Origin of the sequence: Streptomyces kurssanovii (assembly GCF_040677245.1) — a bacterium.
Classification (GTDB): Bacteria; Actinomycetota; Actinomycetes; order Streptomycetales; family Streptomycetaceae; genus Streptomyces; species Streptomyces kurssanovii.
In genome coordinates this window covers 342,531-359,763 of the sequence record NZ_JBFAQK010000002.1, presented here as the reverse complement: position 1 = coordinate 359,763, position 17,233 = coordinate 342,531, and the positions used below count along the sequence as shown (strand labels likewise).

The window sequence follows — 17,233 nt, the reverse complement described above, 5'->3', positions numbered from 1 at the left end:
TCGGCAGGTCGGCGAAGGTCTTCGCCTTGGTGATGTCCTCGGACCAGCCCGGGAGCATCTCGTACACCGGCTTCGCGTGGTGGAAGTCGGTCTGGCTGTACGGGAGCTCCTCGACGCGCTTTCCGTCGATCTCGTACGCCACGCAGACCGGGATCTGCTCCCAGCCGGTGAGGACGTCCAGCTTGGTGAGGAAGAAGTCGGTCAGGCCGTTGACGCGGGTCGCGTAGCGGGCGATGACCGCGTCGAACCAGCCGCAGCGGCGGTCGCGACCGGTGGTGACGCCCCGCTCGCCGCCGATGCGGCGCAGCGCCTCGCCGTCCTCGTCGAACAGCTCGGTCGGGAACGGTCCGGCGCCGACACGGGTCGTGTAGGCCTTGAGGATGCCGATGACCCGGCTGATCTTCGTCGGGCCCACGCCGGCGCCGGTGCAGGCGCCGCCCGCGGTCGGGTTCGAGGAGGTGACGAAGGGGTAGGTGCCGTGGTCGACGTCCAGCAGGGTGCCCTGGCCGCCCTCGAAGAGCACGACCTTGCCCTCGTCGATGGCGTTGTTCAGGATCAGCGTGGTGTCGGCGACGTACGGCCGGATCTGCTCCGCGTACTGGAGCATCTCCTCGACGATCTTCTCCGCTTCGATCGCGCGGCGGTTGAAGACCTTCGTCAGCAGCTGGTTCTTGGTGTCGAGGGCCGCCTCGACCTTCTGCATCAGGATCGACTCGTCGTAGAGGTCCTGGACGCGGATGCCGACGCGGTTGATCTTGTCGGCGTACGTCGGGCCGATGCCGCGGCCCGTGGTGCCGATCTTGCGCTTGCCCAGGAACCGCTCGGTCACCTTGTCGACGGTGACGTTGTACGGGGTGATCAGATGGGCGTTTCCGCTGATCAGGAGCTTGGACGTGTCGACGCCGCGGTCGTTCAGCCCGCTCAGCTCGGAGAGCAGAACCGCCGGGTCCACGACGACGCCGTTACCGATCACCGGAGTACATCCCGGCGAGAGGATTCCGGAAGGGAGGAGATGCAGCGCATACTTCTGGTCGCCGACGACAACCGTGTGGCCGGCGTTGTTGCCGCCCTGGTAGCGCACCACATAATCCACTGATCCACCGAGCAGGTCGGTGGCCTTTCCCTTGCCCTCGTCACCCCACTGAGCACCGAGCAGCACAAGTGCGGGCACAGGCGTACACCCCTTCCGGGCGGGGCAAGACCAAGGTCAGGGGGCCGGAGCCGTGCCTGAGTCCTGGGACAGGTTGCCCCGGAATAGACGAAGCCCCTGGCGCAATAGCGCAAGGGGCTCTTGCACAAAGATGCTACCCGAGGAAGGACCGAGGTGTCGGATCCCGACCAGCTGCTGGTGGTCATCGACCCGGTCGCCCGCCGAATGGACGGCGAGTCCGTGCGCATCGCGAAAGATGTGCTGTGCGGCGGGTCGGAGGCGAAAATCTGTCTTCCCCAGGGCCCGGAGGAATTCGCCCGGGCACTCGCCCGGAGGGGTTCGCGCAGGCCGGTGGTGGTCGGCGACGACCGGGCTCTGCTGAGGGCCGTGGCCCTGCTGCACCGCGACCGCTCGCTTGGCGACGGCGTGCTCGCGCTCGTCCCCGTGGGCGCCTCCGTACGGCTCGCGCACTCCCTCGGCGTCCCCGCCGGGGCGGTCGCGGCGGCCAGGGCCGTCCTGGACGGGACGCCGCGGCGGCTGGATCTGCTGGTCGACGAGAGCGACGGGGTGGTCCTGGGCGACCTGGCGATCCCGGCGGCCCGCACGGCGGCGCACGTGGAGGGCGCCTCGGTGTGGACGACGGCCCGGTCCCTCGTACGCACCCTGGTGCGCCCCGCGCCTTCCGTCGCGCCGGTCCGCACCCACCGGCTGCGCGTGGAGGCGGACGGGGTCCTGATGTGCGACCTGGACCGGCCGGTCGAGGACGTCACCGTCCGCGCCGGGCCGGGCGGCCGCGCGGAGGTCGTCGTACGCCACGGCGCGACCACCGAGCCGCTGCGCGCGAGCGCCCTCTCCGTGACGGTCTCCGGCCCGGACTTCCGCTACCGGGCCGACGCGCACGTCACCGGCCCGGTCCGGACACGCACCTGGACGGTACGGGCGGGCGCCTGGGGCCTGACGCTCCCGGCGGCATCCCCGGCGGGCTGACCCCGCCGGGGATGCCCGGAGGGCCGACCCCGGCGTGGCCGCGACGGGCGGGCCGACGCCGGCGTGTCCGAGGGCCGGCCCCTGCGGGTCTCCCTCTCGCAGGGCTGCGGCGCGCGGGCAAAGGCCCAAGGGGTCCGGAGGGCTGCCCCCGGATACGGGCTCGACGCGGCCGAACCCGGCGAGGGGGTAGTCCGGCAACGGGTCCGGAGGACCGGCCCCGGAGAGCCGGCCCCCGCAGGGCACGGCGGGCCGGGCGGGCGCGCGGTGGCGGGGCGGGCGGGAAGGGTCGCGTCCGCGACGGTCAGGCCGCGCCGTGGAGCTGTTCGCGGTGTTCGCGCCAGCGGTCCATGAGGAGGGCGAGCTCCTTCTCCAGGAACTGGAAGAACTCCAGCGTCTCGGACATCCGCCGGCCCGCGCCTGTCTCGGGGCCGAGGCTCACCACGCCCTCCCGCAGGGTGTGCTCCCAGCGCTTGAGGATCTGGTCGCGGTTGGTGAGCGCCTCGTACCACTGGTTGCTGTGCACGCGGTAGCGGTCCCGGCGGGAGCCCGGTTCCCGCTCGCGGGAGACCATGTTGACCTGGGCCAGATAGCGGATCGCGCCGGAGACGGCGGCGGGGCTGACCTGGAGCTGCTGCCCGAGCTCGGCCGAGGTCATCACACCCGAGTCGGAGGAGAGCAGGGCGGCGAAGACGCGGGCCGGCATCCGGGTCATGCCCGCTTCGACGAGCTGGGCGGCGAAACGCTCCACGAATGCGGACACCGCGTCCTCGTCACGCGGCTGCTGCGCTGCCGTGGTCTGTTCGGTCACCACCGGATCATCTCCCCTTGTCACGGTCCTGAGCCGAGTTTATACGCTTCCTTAACTTCACAAATTTGTGAATTCAACGTACGTTCTGAAGCATGACGAAGGCAATCACCGTCTCCGGACTCCGCAAGTCGTTCGGGCGGACACATGCGCTGGACGGCCTCGACCTCGCGGTCGAAACCGGTGAGGTCCACGGCTTCCTCGGGCCCAACGGCGCGGGGAAGTCGACCACCATCCGGGTCCTGCTCGGGCTGCTGCGCGCCGACTCGGGCGCGGCCCAGATGCTCGGCAAGGACCCCTGGCACGACGCCGTGGAACTGCACCGGCGCCTCGCCTACGTCCCCGGCGACGTCGAGCTGTGGCCGGGGCTCACCGGCGGCGAGGCCATCGACCTGCTCTCCCGGCTGCGCGGCGGCATCGACAAGCGGCGCCGCGACGAGCTCGTCGAGCGGTTCGACCTGGACCCGACCAAGAAGGGCCGGGCCTACTCCAAGGGCAACCGGCAGAAGGTCGCCATCGTCGCCGCGCTCGCGTCCGACGCCGAACTGCTGCTCCTCGACGAGCCGACCGCCGGTCTCGACCCACTGATGGAGGTCGTCTTCCAGGACGTCATCTCCGAGGCGAAGGCCGCGGGCAGGACCGTGCTGCTCTCCAGCCACATCCTGGCCCAGGTGGAGAAGCTCGCCGACCGGGTGAGCATCATCCGGCAGGGGAAGACCGTGCAGTCCGGGACGCTGAGCGAGATGCGGCACCTGACGCGTACGACGGTCGAGGCGGAGACGGCCCGCCCGGTCAGCGGCCTGGCCGAGCTGCCGGGCGTGCACGACCTGCGGACCGACAGCGGCCGGGTGCGGTTCGCCGTCGACGGCGATCAGCTGGACGGTGCGATCCGCAGGCTCTCCGAATGCGGCGTCCGCAGCCTCGTCAGCCACCCCCCGACGCTCGAAGAACTGATGCTGCGCCACTACGGCGACGAGCTGGGCGCGAACGGACACGGCGCCACCGCCGACGGCACGCCCCGCCTCGCCGACGACGGAGCGGCACGATGAGCACGGCCACCGCCACCAAGGCACCCACCGCCCCCCGCGCCGCGAACGGCGGCAACGCGCTCGCCGGCACGATCGGCCTGCTCCGCTTCGGTCTGCGCAGGGACCGCGTCCGGCTGACCGTGTGGATCCTCGCGCTGGTCGTCGGCACCGTGTCGACGGCGAGCAACTACAAGACGCTGTACGCCGATCCGGCGGACCGCGCCTCGGTCGTGGCGACCATGGACAGCCCCGCCGGGCTCGCCATGAGCGGACCGCGCCACTACCTGGACGACTACGGCTTCGGCGCGATGCTGGGCCACCAGATGCTCGGCTTCATGGCCGTGATGGTCGGCCTGATGAGCGTCCTGATCGTCACCAGGCACACCCGCGACGAGGAGGAGACGGGCCGCGCGGAACTGGTGCGTTCCACCGCCGTCGGACGGCACGCGCACCTGGCCGCCGCCCTGGCTCTCGCGGTCCTCGCCAACATCGTTCTCGCCCTGCTGCTCGCGCTCACCCTCGGCGGTACGGGCATCGACGGCATCGACACGGCCGGCTCGCTGCTCTACGGCTTCGCGCACGCCGCCGTGGGCATCGCGTTCGCCGCTGTCGCCGCCGTCACGGCGCAGATCACCGCGCACACCCGAGGCGCGTCCGGCATGGCACTCGCCGTCGTCGGCGTCGCGTACGTGCTGCGCGCGGCAGGGGACGCGGGCGGCGACGGAGCGCTCGCCTGGCTGTCGCCGATCGGCTGGGCACAGCGCACCTACGTGTACATCGACAACCGCTGGTGGCCGCTGCTGCTGTGCCTGGTGCTCGCCGTCCTGTGCGCCGCAGCGGGCTTCGTGCTGTCCACCCGGCGGGACGTGGGCGCGGGCCTGCGGGCGTCGCGGCTCGGCAGCGCGGTGGCGTCGGACGCGCTGACCGGTCCGCTGGGCTTCGCCCTGCGGCTCCACCGGGGCATGCTCCTCGGCTTCGGCGCCGGGCTCTTCCTGATGGGCGCGATGTACGGGTCGATCCTCGGCGACGCCGAGGACATGCTGAAGAACATCGACCAGATCCAGGAGGCACTGGAGGAGATCGGCGGCGCCACGATGGCGGAGTCGTTCGCCTCGATGGTGATGATCATCCTCGCGGTCGTGGCGTCGGTGTACGTGGTGATGGCCGCACTGCGGCCGCGCGCCGAGGAGACCGCGGGCCGTGCGGAGCCGCTGCTCGCGACCGGGCTCTCCCGCACCCGCTGGGTGGGCAGCCACCTGGCCGTGGCGATGGCGGGCGGCACCGCGCTGCTGCTCCTGGCCGGGGTCGGCTTCGGGATCGCGGGCGCGGCTTCGGCCTCCGACGGCGGCCTGTTCCTCTCGCTGCTGGGCGCGGCCCTGGCGTACGCGCCGGCGCTGTGGGTCACGGTCGGCGTCGCGGTCGTCGTCTTCGGCTGGTTCCCTCGGGCGAGCGCGGCGGCCTGGATCGTGCCGGTGTACGCCTTCGTGGTCGGGTACCTGGGGCAGTTGCTCCAGTTCCCCGGCTGGATGAGCGACCTGTCCCCGTTCGGGCACGTGCCGCAGCTACCGGCCGCGGAGATGAGCTGGACACCGATGGTGGTCCTGACGCTCGTCGCGGCGGTGCTGGTACGGGTGGGACTCGAGGGCTTCCGCAGGCGGGACCTCGAAACGACGTAGCGGCGGCGGGGTGGCGGTGACCGCGGCGGTCGGCCGGGCGTCACAGTTCGACCCGGAGTGCCTCCAGCCCCCGGATCACGAACCCGCCCTTCCACCGCGGCTCCGCCACCAGCCGCATGTCCGGGCACTGGCGCAGCAGTTCTCCGAAGGACGCCGCCAGTTCGACGCGCGCCAGCGGTGCGCCCAGGCAGTAGTGGATGCCCGCGCCGAAGCTCACATGCGGGTTGTCCGCGCGCGACAGGTCCAGCGTGTCGGGGCGGTCGAAGCGGGTGCCGTCACGGTTCGCGGAGCCGAACAGCAGTGCCAGTTCCGAGCCGCGCGGCACCACGACGCCGTCGATCTCGATGTCGTCGAGCACCCAGCGCTCGAAGAGCTGGAGCGGGGTGTCGTAACGCATCAGTTCTTCCACAGCTGTGGACAACAGCGAGTGGTCCGCCCGCAGCGCCGCGAGCTGGTCGGGGTGGCGGAAGAGCGTCCACCACCCGTTGGCCGTCGTGTTGACGGTCGCCTCGTGTCCGGCGTTCAGCAGCAGCACACACGTGGAGATCATCTCCTGCTCGCTGAGCCGGTCGCCCTCGTCGTGGGCGGCGATCAGCGCGGAGACCAGGTCGTCGCCCGGCCGCTCACGCCGCGCGGCGATCAGCTCCCGCAGGTACGCGCTGAACTCGGTCGAGGCCCGCACCGCCCGCGCCGCCGTCTCCTCCGACGGATTCAGTTCGTACATCCCGCAGATGCCGGCCGACCAGGGCCGCAGCAGCGGCCGGTCGGACTCGGGGATGCCCAGCATCTCGGCGATCACGGCCACCGGCAGCGGCTCGGCGACCTCCGCGAGCAGATCGCCGCCACCCGCCTCCCTGAAGTCGGCGACCAGGCCGGCCGCCAGCCGCTGTACGACCGGTTCCAGCGCCTGCACGGTCCGCGGGGTGAACGCCTTCGTCACGAGCCGACGGATCCTGGTGTGGTCCGGGGCCTCCAGGTCGAGCAGACCGTGGTCGTTGAGCGTGTGGAACGGCTCGTGCGCGGCGGGCGGCGGAGTACGGCCGAACTCCTCGTGGGTGAAGCGGTGCAGATACGTCCTTCCCAGCCGCCGGTCCCGCAGCAGCGCCGACACGTCCGCGTGGTGGGGCACGAGCCACTGCCGTGTCGGCTCGAACCAGTGCACCCGGCCCCGCTCCCGCAGTGCCGCGAAGGCGGGATAGGGGTCGGCCACGAACTGGGGGGACCAGGGTTCGAAGGGCGCGTCCATGCCCGGACGCTAACGCTCCCTACGAGGGTGTGACCAGCCTCGCCTCGTACGCGAAGACCGCCGCCTGGGTCCGGTCCCTGAGCCCCAGTTTCACGAGGACCCTGCTCACATGCGTCTTGATGGTGGACTCCGCGACGACCAGGTGCGAGGCGATCTCGGCGTTCGACAGGCCCTGCGCGATCAGGACCAGGACCTCGGTCTCGCGCTCGGTCAGATCGGCGACCTGGGTCATCGCCGCGGGGCGCGGCGTCTCGGACAGCTTGGAGAACTCGGTGATCAGCCGGCGGGTGACGGTCGGCGCGAGCAGCGCCTCACCGGCGGCCACCACGCGGACACCGTCGGCGAGCTGCCGGGCGGAGGCGTCCTTCAGCAGGAACCCGGAGGCTCCCGCGCGCAGCGCCTGGTACACGTATTCGTCAAGGTCGAAGGTGGTGAGCACCAGCACCTTGGCGCCGCCGTCCGCCGCGACGATCTCGCGGGTGGCGTCGATGCCGTTCAGCTCCGGCATGCGGATGTCCATCAGCACCACGTCGGGCGCCAGTTCGGCGACCTTGGCGACGGCTTCGCGGCCGTTGACGGCCTCGCCGACGACCTCGATGTCGGGCATGGCGTTCAGCAGGACCGAGAAGCCCTCGCGGACCATGATCTGGTCGTCGACGATGAGCACACGGATCGTCATGACGTCTCCTCGGCGGGGATGGCGGCGACGGGGATGAAGGCGGTGACCTCGTACCCGCCCTCTTCGGTGGGCGCCGCGGTCATCTCGCCGTTCAGCATCGTCACACGCTCCCGCATGCCGGTGATGCCGTGGCCCGCTCCCGGCGAAGGCTTCACCAGACCCCGCGGCGGCGTGTTGACGATCCGCAGGCCCAGACCGCCGAGCACGTAGGAGACCTCGATCTTCGCGGTCGAGCCGGGAGCATGCCGGAGCGCGTTGCTGAGCGCCTCCTGGATGATCCGGTACGCCGACAGCTCGACGCCCTGCGGCAGCTCGCGCACCGCTCCCGTGACCGTCTTCTCCGTTTCCAGGCCCGCTTCGCGGACGTTGGAGAGCAGGTTGTCGAGGTCGGCGAGGACGGGCTGGGGCGCGTCGGGAGCCTGGTAGTCCTCCGCCCGTACGACGCCGAGGATGCGGCGCAGTTCGGTGAGCGCGGCGACCGCGTTCTCGCGGATCGTGGCGAACGCCTTCTCCAGTTCCTCCGGCGGGTTCTCCACCCGGTAGGGCGCGGCCTCCGCCTGGATGGCGACGACCGACATGTGGTGGGCGACCACGTCGTGCAGCTCACGGGCGATGGTGGTGCGCTCCTCCAGCAGGGTGCGCCGGTCGCGCTCGGTGGCGGTGACCGTCTGCTGGGCGGCGACCTCCTCCTTCGCCTCACGGCGGACGAGGATCATGCTCACCATCAGCAGCAGGATCGCGGAGGTGAACAGCATGGGCGCCGCGCCGGGGCCGTAGCCGCGGCTGATCACCGTGTCGGCGAACATCCCGTACGCGGCGGTGATCACCCACATCCAGCCGGCCGTCCGGGGGCGGGTGCGAAGGGCCACGACGATCAACACGGTCAGGTGCGACAGGAACCCGGCGGGCGCCCAGGGCCAGTCGTTCCACGACCCGAGCACCGCCACGAACGGGGTGCTGACGATCGACACCCACCAGGCGCCCACGGGCCTGACCAGCGTCATCACGACAGCAGCCGCGGGGACGAAGCCGCCGATGACGAACGCGAGGCCGCCCTCGTCGTCGGCGTAGGCGAGCAGCAGTGTGCACAGGGCGAGGAACAGCACCACGGCGTGCGGCAGCCACACCGCGCCGCTGCGTATCCGCTCGCCCGGCAGCCGGCGGATCAACGGCCCTTCGGCGCTCAGCGGCGCCAGCGGCCGGTAGGCGAACGCTTCGTGGAAGAGGTCCTGGCGGAGGCCGCTGAGCGCTCCCTGGGCCAGGTCGTATTCGGGGCTGCGGGTCTTCTGGGTCACGTAATGAAGGTAAGCGGGCGCAAGGGCCCCGGTCGTCAGCATCACTGCGGATCCTGGGGCGTCCGCCTTGAGTACTACCTGGTGGGGCCGGGGTTTCAGTAACCGGCCGGGCGAACGAGGCCCGTCTCGTAGGCGAAGACCGCCGCCTGGGTGCGGTCGCGGAGCCCGAGCTTCACCGGGACCCGGCTCACATGGGTCTTCACGGTCTGCTCGGCGACGACCAGCGCCCCGGCTATCTCCGCGTTCGACAGGCCCTGCGCGATCAGCGACAGCACCTCCCTCTCGCGCTCGGTCAGGTCACCGATCCGCTCCTTGAGCGGCGCGCGGGGCGCACCGGTCGTACGGGAGAACTCGGCGATCAGCCGTTTGGTGATGTTCGGCGAGAGCAGCGCCTCCCCGCCGGCGATCACCCGGACCGCGTTCGCCAACTCGTCCGCGGAGGCGTCCTTCAGCAGGAAACCGGACGCGCCGGCGCGGAGCGCCTCGTAGACGTACTCGTCGAGGTCGAACGTGGTCAGCACCAGCACCTTCACGCCGGGGATGTCGGCGGTGATCCGGCGGGTGGCCTCGATACCGCCGAGTTCGGGCATCCGGATGTCCATCAGCACGACGTCGGGCAGCGTCGCGGCGACCTTGGTGACGGCGTCGAGCCCGTCGACGGCCTGGCCGACGACCTCGATGTCCGGCTCGGCGTTCAGCAGCACCGTGAAGCCCTGGCGGACCATCATCTGGTCGTCGGCGATCAGGACCCGGATCGTCATGTCTGCTGCTCCGTGGGTAGAAGGGCGGTCACTTCGTAGCCGCCGCCCGGGATGGGCCCGGCGGCGAGATCGCCGAACACCTCGGCGCCGCGGCCGCCGTCCCGTCCGTCGAACGTCAGGAACCGCCCTCCTCCCGCCGCCATTTCACGCAGCGTGGCCGCCCGCCCGCGGTCGCCGTGAGCGGCGGCGGCCCGCGCTGCCGCACGGATGCTGTCGCGGTTGGCGGCGAACCGGTCCTCCAGCCGCGGGAGTTCGGCGGAGGTCAGCGTCCCGACGGCGGCGGGCGGTGGCGCCGGGACGGCGGAGGGCCGGACCGCGGCGGACACCGGAACGGCGACGGCGGCGGTGACGAGGCCGGCGAGCAGGGTGCGCCGAAGGCGCGACGCCATGGGGTTCCTTCCGGTCCGGATCGCTGTGCCAGGACCAGAAGTTACGAAGCGGGGCACGTCACCCGCGTCCCGCCGAAGAGCGCACCTGCGGCGTAGCTCTCAGGTATGACGGGTACGGGCAGGGCCGCTCAGGGGCCCTGCCCGTACCCGTGCCGCGTCAGCTCCTGAAGGTGTCCGCGTGCTCCTCGGCCCACTCGGCGAAGGTCCGGGCCGGCCGGCCGGTGACCTTCTCGACGGTGTCGACGACGGTACGGCCGACGGGCGGCGTGTTGCCGTACGCCTCCAGCAGGAAGCCGATGACGTCCTCCGGCTGCCCTGCCGCCTTCCACTGCTCGACCGCCTGCTGCTCGCTCAGTTCGACGAGCCGGATCTTCCTGCCACGGGCGGCGGCGAGCGCGTCGACCTTGTCCTGAAGCGTCAGCACCTGGGGGCCGGTGATCACGTACTCCTGGCCCGCGTGGCCGTCCTCGGTGAGGGCGACCGCCGCGACCGCGCCGATGTCGGCCTCGTGGACCATGGCGCTGAGCCTGTCGGCGAACGGTTCGCGCACCTCGCCGTCGGCGCGGATGCCGTCGGCCCACTCCAGGGCGTTCGCCATGAACTCCACCGGCATCAGCACCGTCCAGGCGAAATCGCTGTCCCGGACCGCGTCCTCCAGCAGGCTAGGGCCGCCGCCGTGCAGCACGGTGATCCGCCGCACGCCGGCCGCCTTCGCCAGCTCCAGGATGCGCGGGCCGGTCTCCAGCGGCGCGAAGTACGGGCCGCCGAAGGTGATCAGGTGCAGGCCGGTGACGCCCTCCAGGGCGGGGGCCAGGGTCTCGGCATCGGTGAGGTCGCCCCGCACGACCTCGACGCCGTCGGGGAGATCGGCCTTCGCGGGGTCGCGGGTCAGGGCACGGACGGACTGTCCACGGCGGAGAAGCTCCGCGACCACCTGGCGGCCTACTGTTCCGGTTGCTCCGGTCACGAGATTCGTCATGGGAAGAACGTAGGAACCCTTGCGGTCAGCTTCTGTCCGCAAGGTTCACCGAGCCCGTTCCGCAGGCTCGTGACGCAGGCTCTTTCCCCGGACTCACCAGGCCAGTTGGGCGATCTCCTCCGCCACCACGGCGCACGCGTCGGCCGCCGGGTCGATCAGCGGGAAGTGCCCGACCTCTTCGAGGAGCGTCCATCCGACGGTCTCGCCCGCCTTCGCCGCCGCGTCCACGAACGCCTCCGCGACGGCCGGCGGCACGACGACGTCCGTACGGCCCTGCACCACGACCGTCGCGATGCCGGTCGGCAGCAGGACGGCGGGATCACCGTGCGGGGCCCGCTCGTCGTACTGCGCCTCGCCGCCCAGCAGTTGCCGTACGGCGCCGCCGCACACGCCCAGCTCCACGGCCGCGCCGAAATCGGCGATGGGGGCAAGCGCGACGACACCGCGCAGCGGCGGCGGCGCGGCCAGCCGCCACGGCGAGCCGGCCGGCAGGACGTGCCGGGCGGCGGCCCACAGCGCGAGGTGGCCTCCGGCGGAGTGCCCGGTCACGACGGTCCGCCGCGGGTCGGCCTGCGGCAGCGCCTGCCGCGCCAGGTCCGGCAGGGCGTCCATCGCGGCGGCCACGTCGTCGAACGTCTCCGGCCACCGTCCGGCGACCGGCCCGTCCCCGCGCTGGCCCGGGATCTCCCGTCCGCGGCGGTACTCCACGTTGGCGACGGCGAGCCCCCGGCGCGCCAGGAAGTCGGCGAACGGCGTCACATGCCGCCGGTCGTACGGCGCCCGCCAGGCCCCGCCGTGCAGCACCACCACCAGCGGCACGGTGGCGTGACCGCTGCGCGGCGCGTAGAAGTCGACGACCTGGTCGGGATGCTCCCCGTAGGCGACGGATACGTCCGGCGCGACGGCAGGATGCGACATCGCCGACGCTTCCTCGGCGGCGTCACGGGCGACGGGGTCCGGCATGTGCTGCTCCAACAGTCCCGTGGGGGTGGCCTGTTCCACCTGACCAGCGCGGACGCTACCAGTTTCGTCCACGGGCGGCGGCGCCCCGCCCGCGGCGCCTCCGACCGCCGGGTCCGCCCCGGGGAACATGGCGTCCCCCGGGGCGGACCGGGCTCAGCCGGCGAGGACCTCCGCCAGGACGCGCGCCGCGCGCTCCGTGTCGGCGAAGCCCACGTACAGCGGTGTGAAGCCGAAGCGCAGGACGTCCGGGCGGCGCAGGTCCCCGACGACGCCCCTGGCCGTCAGGGTCTCCATGACCCGCGGCGCGTCCTCGCACCGCAGCGCCACCTGGCTCCCGCGCGCGGTGTGCTCCGCGGGTGTCAGGGACGTGACCCGTCCGGCCGGGACGTAGGCGTCGACGCACTCCAGGAAGAAGTCCGTCAGCGCCAGGCTCTTCGCCCTGACCGTCTCGATCGCGATACCGTCCCAGACCTCGAGCGCCGCTTCGAGAGCCAGCATGGACAGGATGTCCGGCGTGCCCACCCGGCCACGGGTGGATCCGTCGGCCGCCTCGTAGCCGGGCGTCATCGCGAACGGGTCGGCGTGCGACGTCCAGCCGGGCAGCGGCGAGTCGAAGGACGCCTGGTGGCGCTCGGCGACGTACAGGTACGCGGGCGAACCGGGGCCGCCGTTCAGGTACTTGTAGGTGCAGCCGACGGCCAGGTCGACGCCGTGCGCGTCGAGTCCCACCGGCAGGGCGCCCGCGCTGTGGCACAGGTCCCAGACGGCGAGGGCACCCGCGTCGTGGACGGCCGCCGTGAGACCGGGCAGGTCGTGCAGCCGGCCGGATCGGTAGTCGACGTGGTTGACGAGCGCCGCCGCCGTGGTGGGGCCGAGTGCCGACGTCAGGTCGGCCGGGTCGACGGGGACGATACGGCGACCGGTCATCCTGGCCGCCGACGACGCTATGTACCCGTCCGTCGGGAACGTCGTCGCGTCGACGAGAATGTCCGTCCGCGCCGGGTCGTCGTTCAGCCGTACGGCGCCCACGACGGCCTTGAAGACGTTGACGCTCGTGGAGTCGCCGACCACGATCTGCCCGGGCGCCGCGCCGACCAGCGGCGCGATCCGGTCGCCGATCCGCTCGGGCGCGGTCCACCAGTCGCCTTCCGTCCAGGAACGAATGCGCAGCTGTCCCCACTGCCGGTTCACCACATCGGCGACGCGGTCGGGGACGTGCGCGGGCAGCGCGCCGAGCGAGTTGCCGTCGAGGTACACGGCCTCGTCGAGGGCGAACAGCTTCCGGGCACCGGCCAGTTCGTCTGCGGCGTCGAGCGCCGCGGCCCGCTGGGCCAGGGACTCAGACATGGCTGCGCGCCGTCCACAGCTCGGGGAAGACGTTCTTGCGGGCACGCTTCTCGAGCCAGGACACACCGGCGGAGCCGCCTGTGCCGACCTTCGAGCCCATGGCCCGCCGGGTCGCCACCAGGTGGTCGTTGCGCCATCGCCACACCAGCTCGCCGACATCCGTCAGCGCCTCGCCGAGGCGCACCAGTTCGGTGTCCTGGTCGTCGCCGCCGTAGACCTCGGCCCAGACCTGCTCGACCGCCTCCGACGCCTCGTACTTCTGCGCCAGGTCCCGCTCCAGCACCTCGGCGGGCACGGCGTACCCGCGGCGGGCGAGGAGCCGCAGCACCTCGTCGTAGAGGCTCGGCTCGTGCAGGGCCTTCTCCAGTTCCGCGTGGACGCGCGGCGCGCCCCGGTGCGGCACCAGCATGGAGGCGGACTTGTCCCCGAGCAGGAACTCCATCCGCCGGTACATCGCCGACTGGAAGCCGGAGCCCTCACCGAGGGCGTCGCGGTAGGCGTTGAACTGCGCGGGCGTCAGGTTGGCGATGGGCTTCCAGGAGGCGTTGAGCGCCTCCAGCTCCCGTGCCGACCGCTTCAGCGCGTCCATCGCCACGGGGATCCGGTCCTCGCGCAGGGCGCGTGCGGCGGTCTCCCACTCGTGGACGACGACGGTGAACCACAGCTCCATGACCTGGGTGGTGACCAGGAAGACCATCTCGCCCGGGTCGTCCGACCGCGGATGCTGGAGGTGGGTGAGGACGTCCGCCTGGACGTAGTCCTCGTACGGCGTGGTGCCCGCGAAGTCCAGATTCGGGGCGGAGTCATGTGACATTGCTGTCTCCTCGACATCCGGGTAGCGGTCCGCCCCTTCCTGTCCGGTGTGGGCCCCGGTCCCCACTCGCATCATAAGCCGAGGATCACACCGGCGGTCCGGAGAGATATGTCCCGTCGTCGTCGTAGGGCCACGCATTGGAGACGCAGCCCTTCAGGCCCTTGATCTGCTGCATCATTACCGGGGCGGGTTCGCCGGGGCCGGGGCAGCCCATGTGCTGCCGGATGCCGATCTCGTGCCCGACCTCGTGGTTGATGATCAGATGCCGGTACTCGGCGGGTGTGCCGGCGAACGTCGGGGAGCCCAGCAGCCAGCGCCGCAGGTTCACCACGACCCCCTCGGTGGTCTCGCAGTTCAGTTCACCACGGGTGTTCAGACCCACGGCGAGGCAGAGCTTGTCCGCGGTGGCCGGTGTGGCGATCCTGATCACGAAGTCGGCGTTCGACGACACCAGCTGGAAGCGGCCGCGGCCGTTCGCGGCCCAGCCGCGCGGATGGGCCAGGATCTGCTGGATCTCGGCGGCCGCCTGCTGGGCGGACACGTCGATACCGTCCTCGACCTCCACCTTGTAGCGGCGCAGTGTGCCGGTGCCGGCCGCCGTCCCGGACGACTGCGCGACGGTGAACGTGCCCGGCCCCGACGCCGGCACGCTCGGCGGCTCGCTCTTGGCCGAGGGAGAAGGCGACGGTTTCGGCTTCGGCTTCGGCGAGCTGCCGGCGCTGGGCGACGGCGACGGTGAGGCCGACGGCTCGGGTGCGGGGTCCTGCGACATCAGTGGCGCGACGTCGGTCCCGTCGGCCGCCTCGGCGGGAGGCGGCCCGCCTCTCCAGTGCGCGAGGGCGGCACCGGCGCCCACCGACATGAGGGCGAGGCAGACGCCCAGCAGAAGTATCGGTCCGGTCGGACGGCGTCGGCCCGTGTTGCGGCGGCTCCGTCTGCGGCTGCGCCCGTTGCGGGCGGCGGCACGCTGGCCCAAGACAGATCTCTCCCCTGGTTCGGCCGGTGTTGGGGGGAGAGGAAGGTGGGGGCCTCTCACCGGCTGTGATCCGCGAATCGGCAGTTCGTGCGATCGTACCGGCCGCGGGCCGGCGACCCGGTTTCAAGGTCGCCGGACCCGGACCCGGTCGCGGCAGGGGCACGCACCCTGCCGCGACGGTTCAGCTCAGCGTCTCCGCGGCGGTCTGTGAGGAGTCGCGCAGGAACGTGGTGCAGCGCTCGTGCTCCTCCTTCTCGCCGATCGCACCGGCGGCACGGGCCAGCGCGTTCAGCGCGCGCAGGAAGCCGCGGTTGGGCTCGTGCTCCCACGGCACCGGGCCGTGGCCCTTCCAGCCGTTGCGGCGCAGCGCGTCGAGGCCGCGGTGGTAGCCGGTGCGCGCGTAGGCGTACGACTCGACGACGCTGCCCCGCTCGAAGGCGTCGTCGGCCAGCTGCGCCCAGGCGAGCGAGCTGGTCGGGTACTGGGCCGCGACCTCGGCGGCGGGGGTACCGCCGGCCAGGAGCTCGCGCGGTCCGGGCTCGTCGGGCAGGTGGGTCGGGGGAGGCCCCCCGAGCAGGTTCTCGTGGATCGACATGGCCCCCAGTCTCACAGGTCGGGCCGTGTTCCGTGGCCACCGGCCGAAGGACGACCGCGAAGCGGTCCGTGAGCGGGTCAGCGCTTCCGTGCCGCCTGCGGCTCGAGCGGCGGCGCGGTGACCCCGCAGCTGACCTTGCACTCCGGGTGGCACACGTCCGCGCCCTTCGGCGGAGTCCGCACCGTCCCCCATGCGATCAGCGCCCCGGCCACCAGAACTCCCGCGCACATCGGGATCGCGAGCCGGAACGCCTCGTCGAACGCCGTCGCCGAGCGGTACGCCTCGGGGCCCATGCCGGCGAGCAGCGGCAGGGCGGCCACCGCGATCAGGCCCGCGGCACGGGCCGCCGCGTTGTTGATGCCGCTCGCGATGCCCGCCCGGCCGGTCTCCACGGACGCGAGGACGGTCGAGGTCAGCGGGGCGACCAGCGTGACCATGCCCAGGCCCATGACCAGCAGGGCGGGCAGCACATCGACGAGGTAGGACGCGTCCTCGCCGACCCTCAGCGTCAGCATCATTCCGACGGCGCAGAGCAGCGGCCCGACGGTCAGCGGGATACGCGGGCCGATGCGGTCGCCCAGCTCCCCTGAGCGGGCGGACAGCAGCAGCATCAGCACGGTGGTGGGCAGCAGTGCCGCGCCCGCGCCGAGGGCCGAGTATCCGGCCACGACCTGGAGCTGGAGCGCGACAAGGAAGAAGAAGCCGCCGAAGGCCGCGTACACGCAGAGCGTCACCAGGTTCACGGCGGTGAACTGGCGGATCCGGAAGAGGGACAGGGGCAGCATCGGCTCCGCGGTGCGCCGCTCGACCAGCACGAACACGGCTCCCACACACGCGCCGGCGAGCCCGGCCCACACGGTCTCGTCGATGAGCGCGTAGGTCACGAGCCCGAGCGCCGCCGCGCACAGGGCGGCGCCCAGGACGTCGAACCGGCCGGTCGCCCTCGGGTCGCGGGACTCCGGTACGTGCCGCAGCGCCACCGGCACGCACAGGACGGCCAGCGGCACGTTGAGCAGGAACACCCAGCGCCAGCCCGGGCCGTCCACGAGCCAGCCGCCGACGAAGGGGCCGATGGCCGCGCCGACGCCGCCGAGCCCCGACCACAGGCCCACGGCCCGCGACCGGTCGTCCGGATGGAAGCTCGCCTGGATGAGCGCCAGCGATCCGGGGGTGAGCAGGGCCCCTCCGATGCCCTGGAGCGCGCGGGCGGCGACCAGCACACCACCGTTGGGTGCGATCCCGCAGAGCAGGGAGCCCAGGGCGAACCAGACCACGCCGAGGACGAAGATCCGGCGGCGGCCGTAGCGGTCGCCGAGTGCCCCGCCGAGCAGGATCAGCGCCGCCAGCGTCAGCATGTAGGAGTTTACGGTCCACTGCAGGACGCCCAGGTCGGCGTCGAGGTCCCTGCCGATGCGGGGCAGTGCGACGTTGACGACGGTGGAGTCGAGCAGTGCCATGCCGGACCCGAGGACGGTCGTCAGGACCACCCAGCGGCCGGTGGCGGATGTCAGCCTGATGTCCCCCGGACTCGTGCCCATACGGG

Annotated in this window: 17 protein-coding genes; 3 read left to right on the top strand and 14 right to left on the bottom strand. The window is 72.1% G+C overall.

Translation table 11 applies throughout. The features are described from left to right. Positions 1-1,171, bottom strand: a 1,171-nt coding sequence (locus AB0K36_RS03725) for an adenylosuccinate synthase (protein WP_364587704.1), incomplete at its 3' end; no start/stop codon positions are given. 153 nt (positions 1,172-1,324) lie between these two features. On the opposite strand from AB0K36_RS03725, the gene AB0K36_RS03720 reads away from it, so the two are divergent. Next, positions 1,325-2,137: a diacylglycerol kinase gene (locus AB0K36_RS03720; protein ID WP_364587701.1), complete on the top strand. Its 813-nt coding sequence runs from the start codon at positions 1,325-1,327 to the stop codon at positions 2,135-2,137. 301 nt (positions 2,138-2,438) lie between these two features. On the opposite strand, the gene AB0K36_RS03715 is transcribed toward AB0K36_RS03720, so the two are convergent. Next, positions 2,439-2,948 (bottom strand): GbsR/MarR family transcriptional regulator, encoded by a 510-nt coding sequence (locus tag AB0K36_RS03715; protein WP_364587699.1) that lies wholly within the window; start codon positions 2,946-2,948, stop codon positions 2,439-2,441. Positions 2,949-3,037: 89 nt separating this feature from the next. Between AB0K36_RS03715 and AB0K36_RS03710 the strand changes: the two genes are divergently transcribed. Together AB0K36_RS03710 and AB0K36_RS03705 are read left to right on the top strand one after the other, a co-directional pair. Beyond that, a complete protein-coding gene (locus AB0K36_RS03710; RefSeq protein WP_364587696.1) occupies positions 3,038-3,991 on the top strand; it encodes an ABC transporter ATP-binding protein in 954 nt (317 codons plus the stop codon). Continuing rightward, positions 3,988-5,646, top strand: a complete 1,659-nt coding sequence (locus AB0K36_RS03705; protein WP_364587693.1) for an ABC transporter permease — start codon at positions 3,988-3,990, stop codon at positions 5,644-5,646. Before AB0K36_RS03710 ends, AB0K36_RS03705 begins: the two co-directional genes overlap by 4 nt. Positions 5,647-5,686: 40 nt before the next feature. Here AB0K36_RS03705 and AB0K36_RS03700 read toward each other — a convergent pair whose 3' ends face one another. From AB0K36_RS03700 to AB0K36_RS03645, 12 genes are all read right to left on the bottom strand, one after another. After that, positions 5,687-6,892: a cytochrome P450 gene (locus AB0K36_RS03700; protein ID WP_364587690.1), complete on the bottom strand. Its 1,206-nt coding sequence runs from the start codon at positions 6,890-6,892 to the stop codon at positions 5,687-5,689. A 19-nt stretch (positions 6,893-6,911) separates the two neighbouring features. Then, entirely contained in the window at positions 6,912-7,571 is a 660-nt protein-coding gene (locus AB0K36_RS03695; protein WP_159689394.1) for a response regulator, read from the bottom strand. Further along, the gene (locus tag AB0K36_RS03690) at positions 7,568-8,908 is read right to left on the bottom strand and encodes a sensor histidine kinase (protein ID WP_364587686.1); all 1,341 of its coding nucleotides are present in this window, start codon (positions 8,906-8,908) and stop codon (positions 7,568-7,570) included. The genes AB0K36_RS03695 and AB0K36_RS03690 overlap by 4 nt, the downstream gene beginning before the upstream one ends. 53 nt (positions 8,909-8,961) lie before the next feature. Next, positions 8,962-9,627, bottom strand: a complete 666-nt coding sequence (locus AB0K36_RS03685) for a response regulator transcription factor (RefSeq protein WP_364587683.1) — start codon at positions 9,625-9,627, stop codon at positions 8,962-8,964. Continuing rightward, complete coding sequence (locus AB0K36_RS03680; RefSeq protein WP_435877766.1) at positions 9,624-10,016, bottom strand: hypothetical protein; 393 nt, start codon at positions 10,014-10,016, stop codon at positions 9,624-9,626. The genes AB0K36_RS03685 and AB0K36_RS03680 overlap by 4 nt, the downstream gene beginning before the upstream one ends. Positions 10,017-10,173: 157 nt before the next feature. Further along, positions 10,174-10,995: an NAD(P)H-binding protein gene (locus AB0K36_RS03675; RefSeq protein ID WP_364587681.1), complete on the bottom strand. Its 822-nt coding sequence runs from the start codon at positions 10,993-10,995 to the stop codon at positions 10,174-10,176. A gap of 93 nt (positions 10,996-11,088) precedes the next feature. Continuing rightward, a complete protein-coding gene (locus AB0K36_RS03670; RefSeq protein ID WP_364587749.1) occupies positions 11,089-11,958 on the bottom strand; it encodes an alpha/beta hydrolase in 870 nt (289 codons plus the stop codon). 153 nt (positions 11,959-12,111) lie between these two features. Next, a complete protein-coding gene (gene kynU / locus AB0K36_RS03665; protein WP_364587679.1) occupies positions 12,112-13,305 on the bottom strand; it encodes a kynureninase in 1,194 nt (397 codons plus the stop codon). After that, positions 13,298-14,119, bottom strand: a complete 822-nt coding sequence (gene kynA / locus AB0K36_RS03660; protein ID WP_364587677.1) for a tryptophan 2,3-dioxygenase — start codon at positions 14,117-14,119, stop codon at positions 13,298-13,300. Before kynA ends, kynU begins: the two co-directional genes overlap by 8 nt. Positions 14,120-14,204: 85 nt before the next feature. Further along, positions 14,205-15,095, bottom strand: a complete 891-nt coding sequence (locus AB0K36_RS03655) for a DUF3152 domain-containing protein (protein WP_364587675.1) — start codon at positions 15,093-15,095, stop codon at positions 14,205-14,207. 181 nt (positions 15,096-15,276) lie between these two features. Then, positions 15,277-15,690 carry a DUF3151 domain-containing protein gene (locus AB0K36_RS03650; RefSeq protein WP_364587672.1) on the bottom strand — a complete coding sequence of 138 codons (414 nt, stop codon included), beginning with the start codon at positions 15,688-15,690 and terminating at the stop codon, positions 15,277-15,279. A 77-nt stretch (positions 15,691-15,767) separates the two neighbouring features. Further along, positions 15,768-17,228 carry an MFS transporter gene (locus tag AB0K36_RS03645; RefSeq protein ID WP_364587669.1) on the bottom strand — a complete coding sequence of 487 codons (1,461 nt, stop codon included), beginning with the start codon at positions 17,226-17,228 and terminating at the stop codon, positions 15,768-15,770. Between the last annotated feature and the right edge of the window lie 5 nt (positions 17,229-17,233).

Excerpts from the sequence above, each read along its gene's own strand:
- AB0K36_RS03670 (WP_364587749.1), bottom strand. The coding sequence starts at position 11,958 with ATGCCGGACCCCGTCGCCCGTGACGCCGCCGAGGAAGCGTCGGCGATG.
- kynU (WP_364587679.1), bottom strand. The coding sequence starts at position 13,305 with ATGTCTGAGTCCCTGGCCCAGCGGGCCGCGGCGCTCGACGCCGCAGAC.
- AB0K36_RS03645 (WP_364587669.1), bottom strand. The coding sequence starts at position 17,228 with ATGGGCACGAGTCCGGGGGACATCAGGCTGACATCCGCCACCGGCCGC.
- AB0K36_RS03685 (WP_364587683.1), bottom strand. The coding sequence starts at position 9,627 with ATGACGATCCGGGTCCTGATCGCCGACGACCAGATGATGGTCCGCCAG.
- AB0K36_RS03695 (WP_159689394.1), bottom strand. The coding sequence starts at position 7,571 with ATGACGATCCGTGTGCTCATCGTCGACGACCAGATCATGGTCCGCGAG.
- AB0K36_RS03650 (WP_364587672.1), bottom strand. The coding sequence starts at position 15,690 with ATGTCGATCCACGAGAACCTGCTCGGGGGGCCTCCCCCGACCCACCTG.
- AB0K36_RS03680 (WP_435877766.1), bottom strand. The coding sequence starts at position 10,016 with ATGGCGTCGCGCCTTCGGCGCACCCTGCTCGCCGGCCTCGTCACCGCC.
- AB0K36_RS03700 (WP_364587690.1), bottom strand. The coding sequence starts at position 6,892 with ATGGACGCGCCCTTCGAACCCTGGTCCCCCCAGTTCGTGGCCGACCCC.
- kynA (WP_364587677.1), bottom strand. The coding sequence starts at position 14,119 with ATGTCACATGACTCCGCCCCGAATCTGGACTTCGCGGGCACCACGCCG.
- AB0K36_RS03705 (WP_364587693.1), top strand. The coding sequence starts at position 3,988 with ATGAGCACGGCCACCGCCACCAAGGCACCCACCGCCCCCCGCGCCGCG.
- AB0K36_RS03710 (WP_364587696.1), top strand. The coding sequence starts at position 3,038 with ATGACGAAGGCAATCACCGTCTCCGGACTCCGCAAGTCGTTCGGGCGG.
- AB0K36_RS03675 (WP_364587681.1), bottom strand. The coding sequence starts at position 10,995 with ATGACGAATCTCGTGACCGGAGCAACCGGAACAGTAGGCCGCCAGGTG.
- AB0K36_RS03690 (WP_364587686.1), bottom strand. The coding sequence starts at position 8,908 with ATGCTGACGACCGGGGCCCTTGCGCCCGCTTACCTTCATTACGTGACC.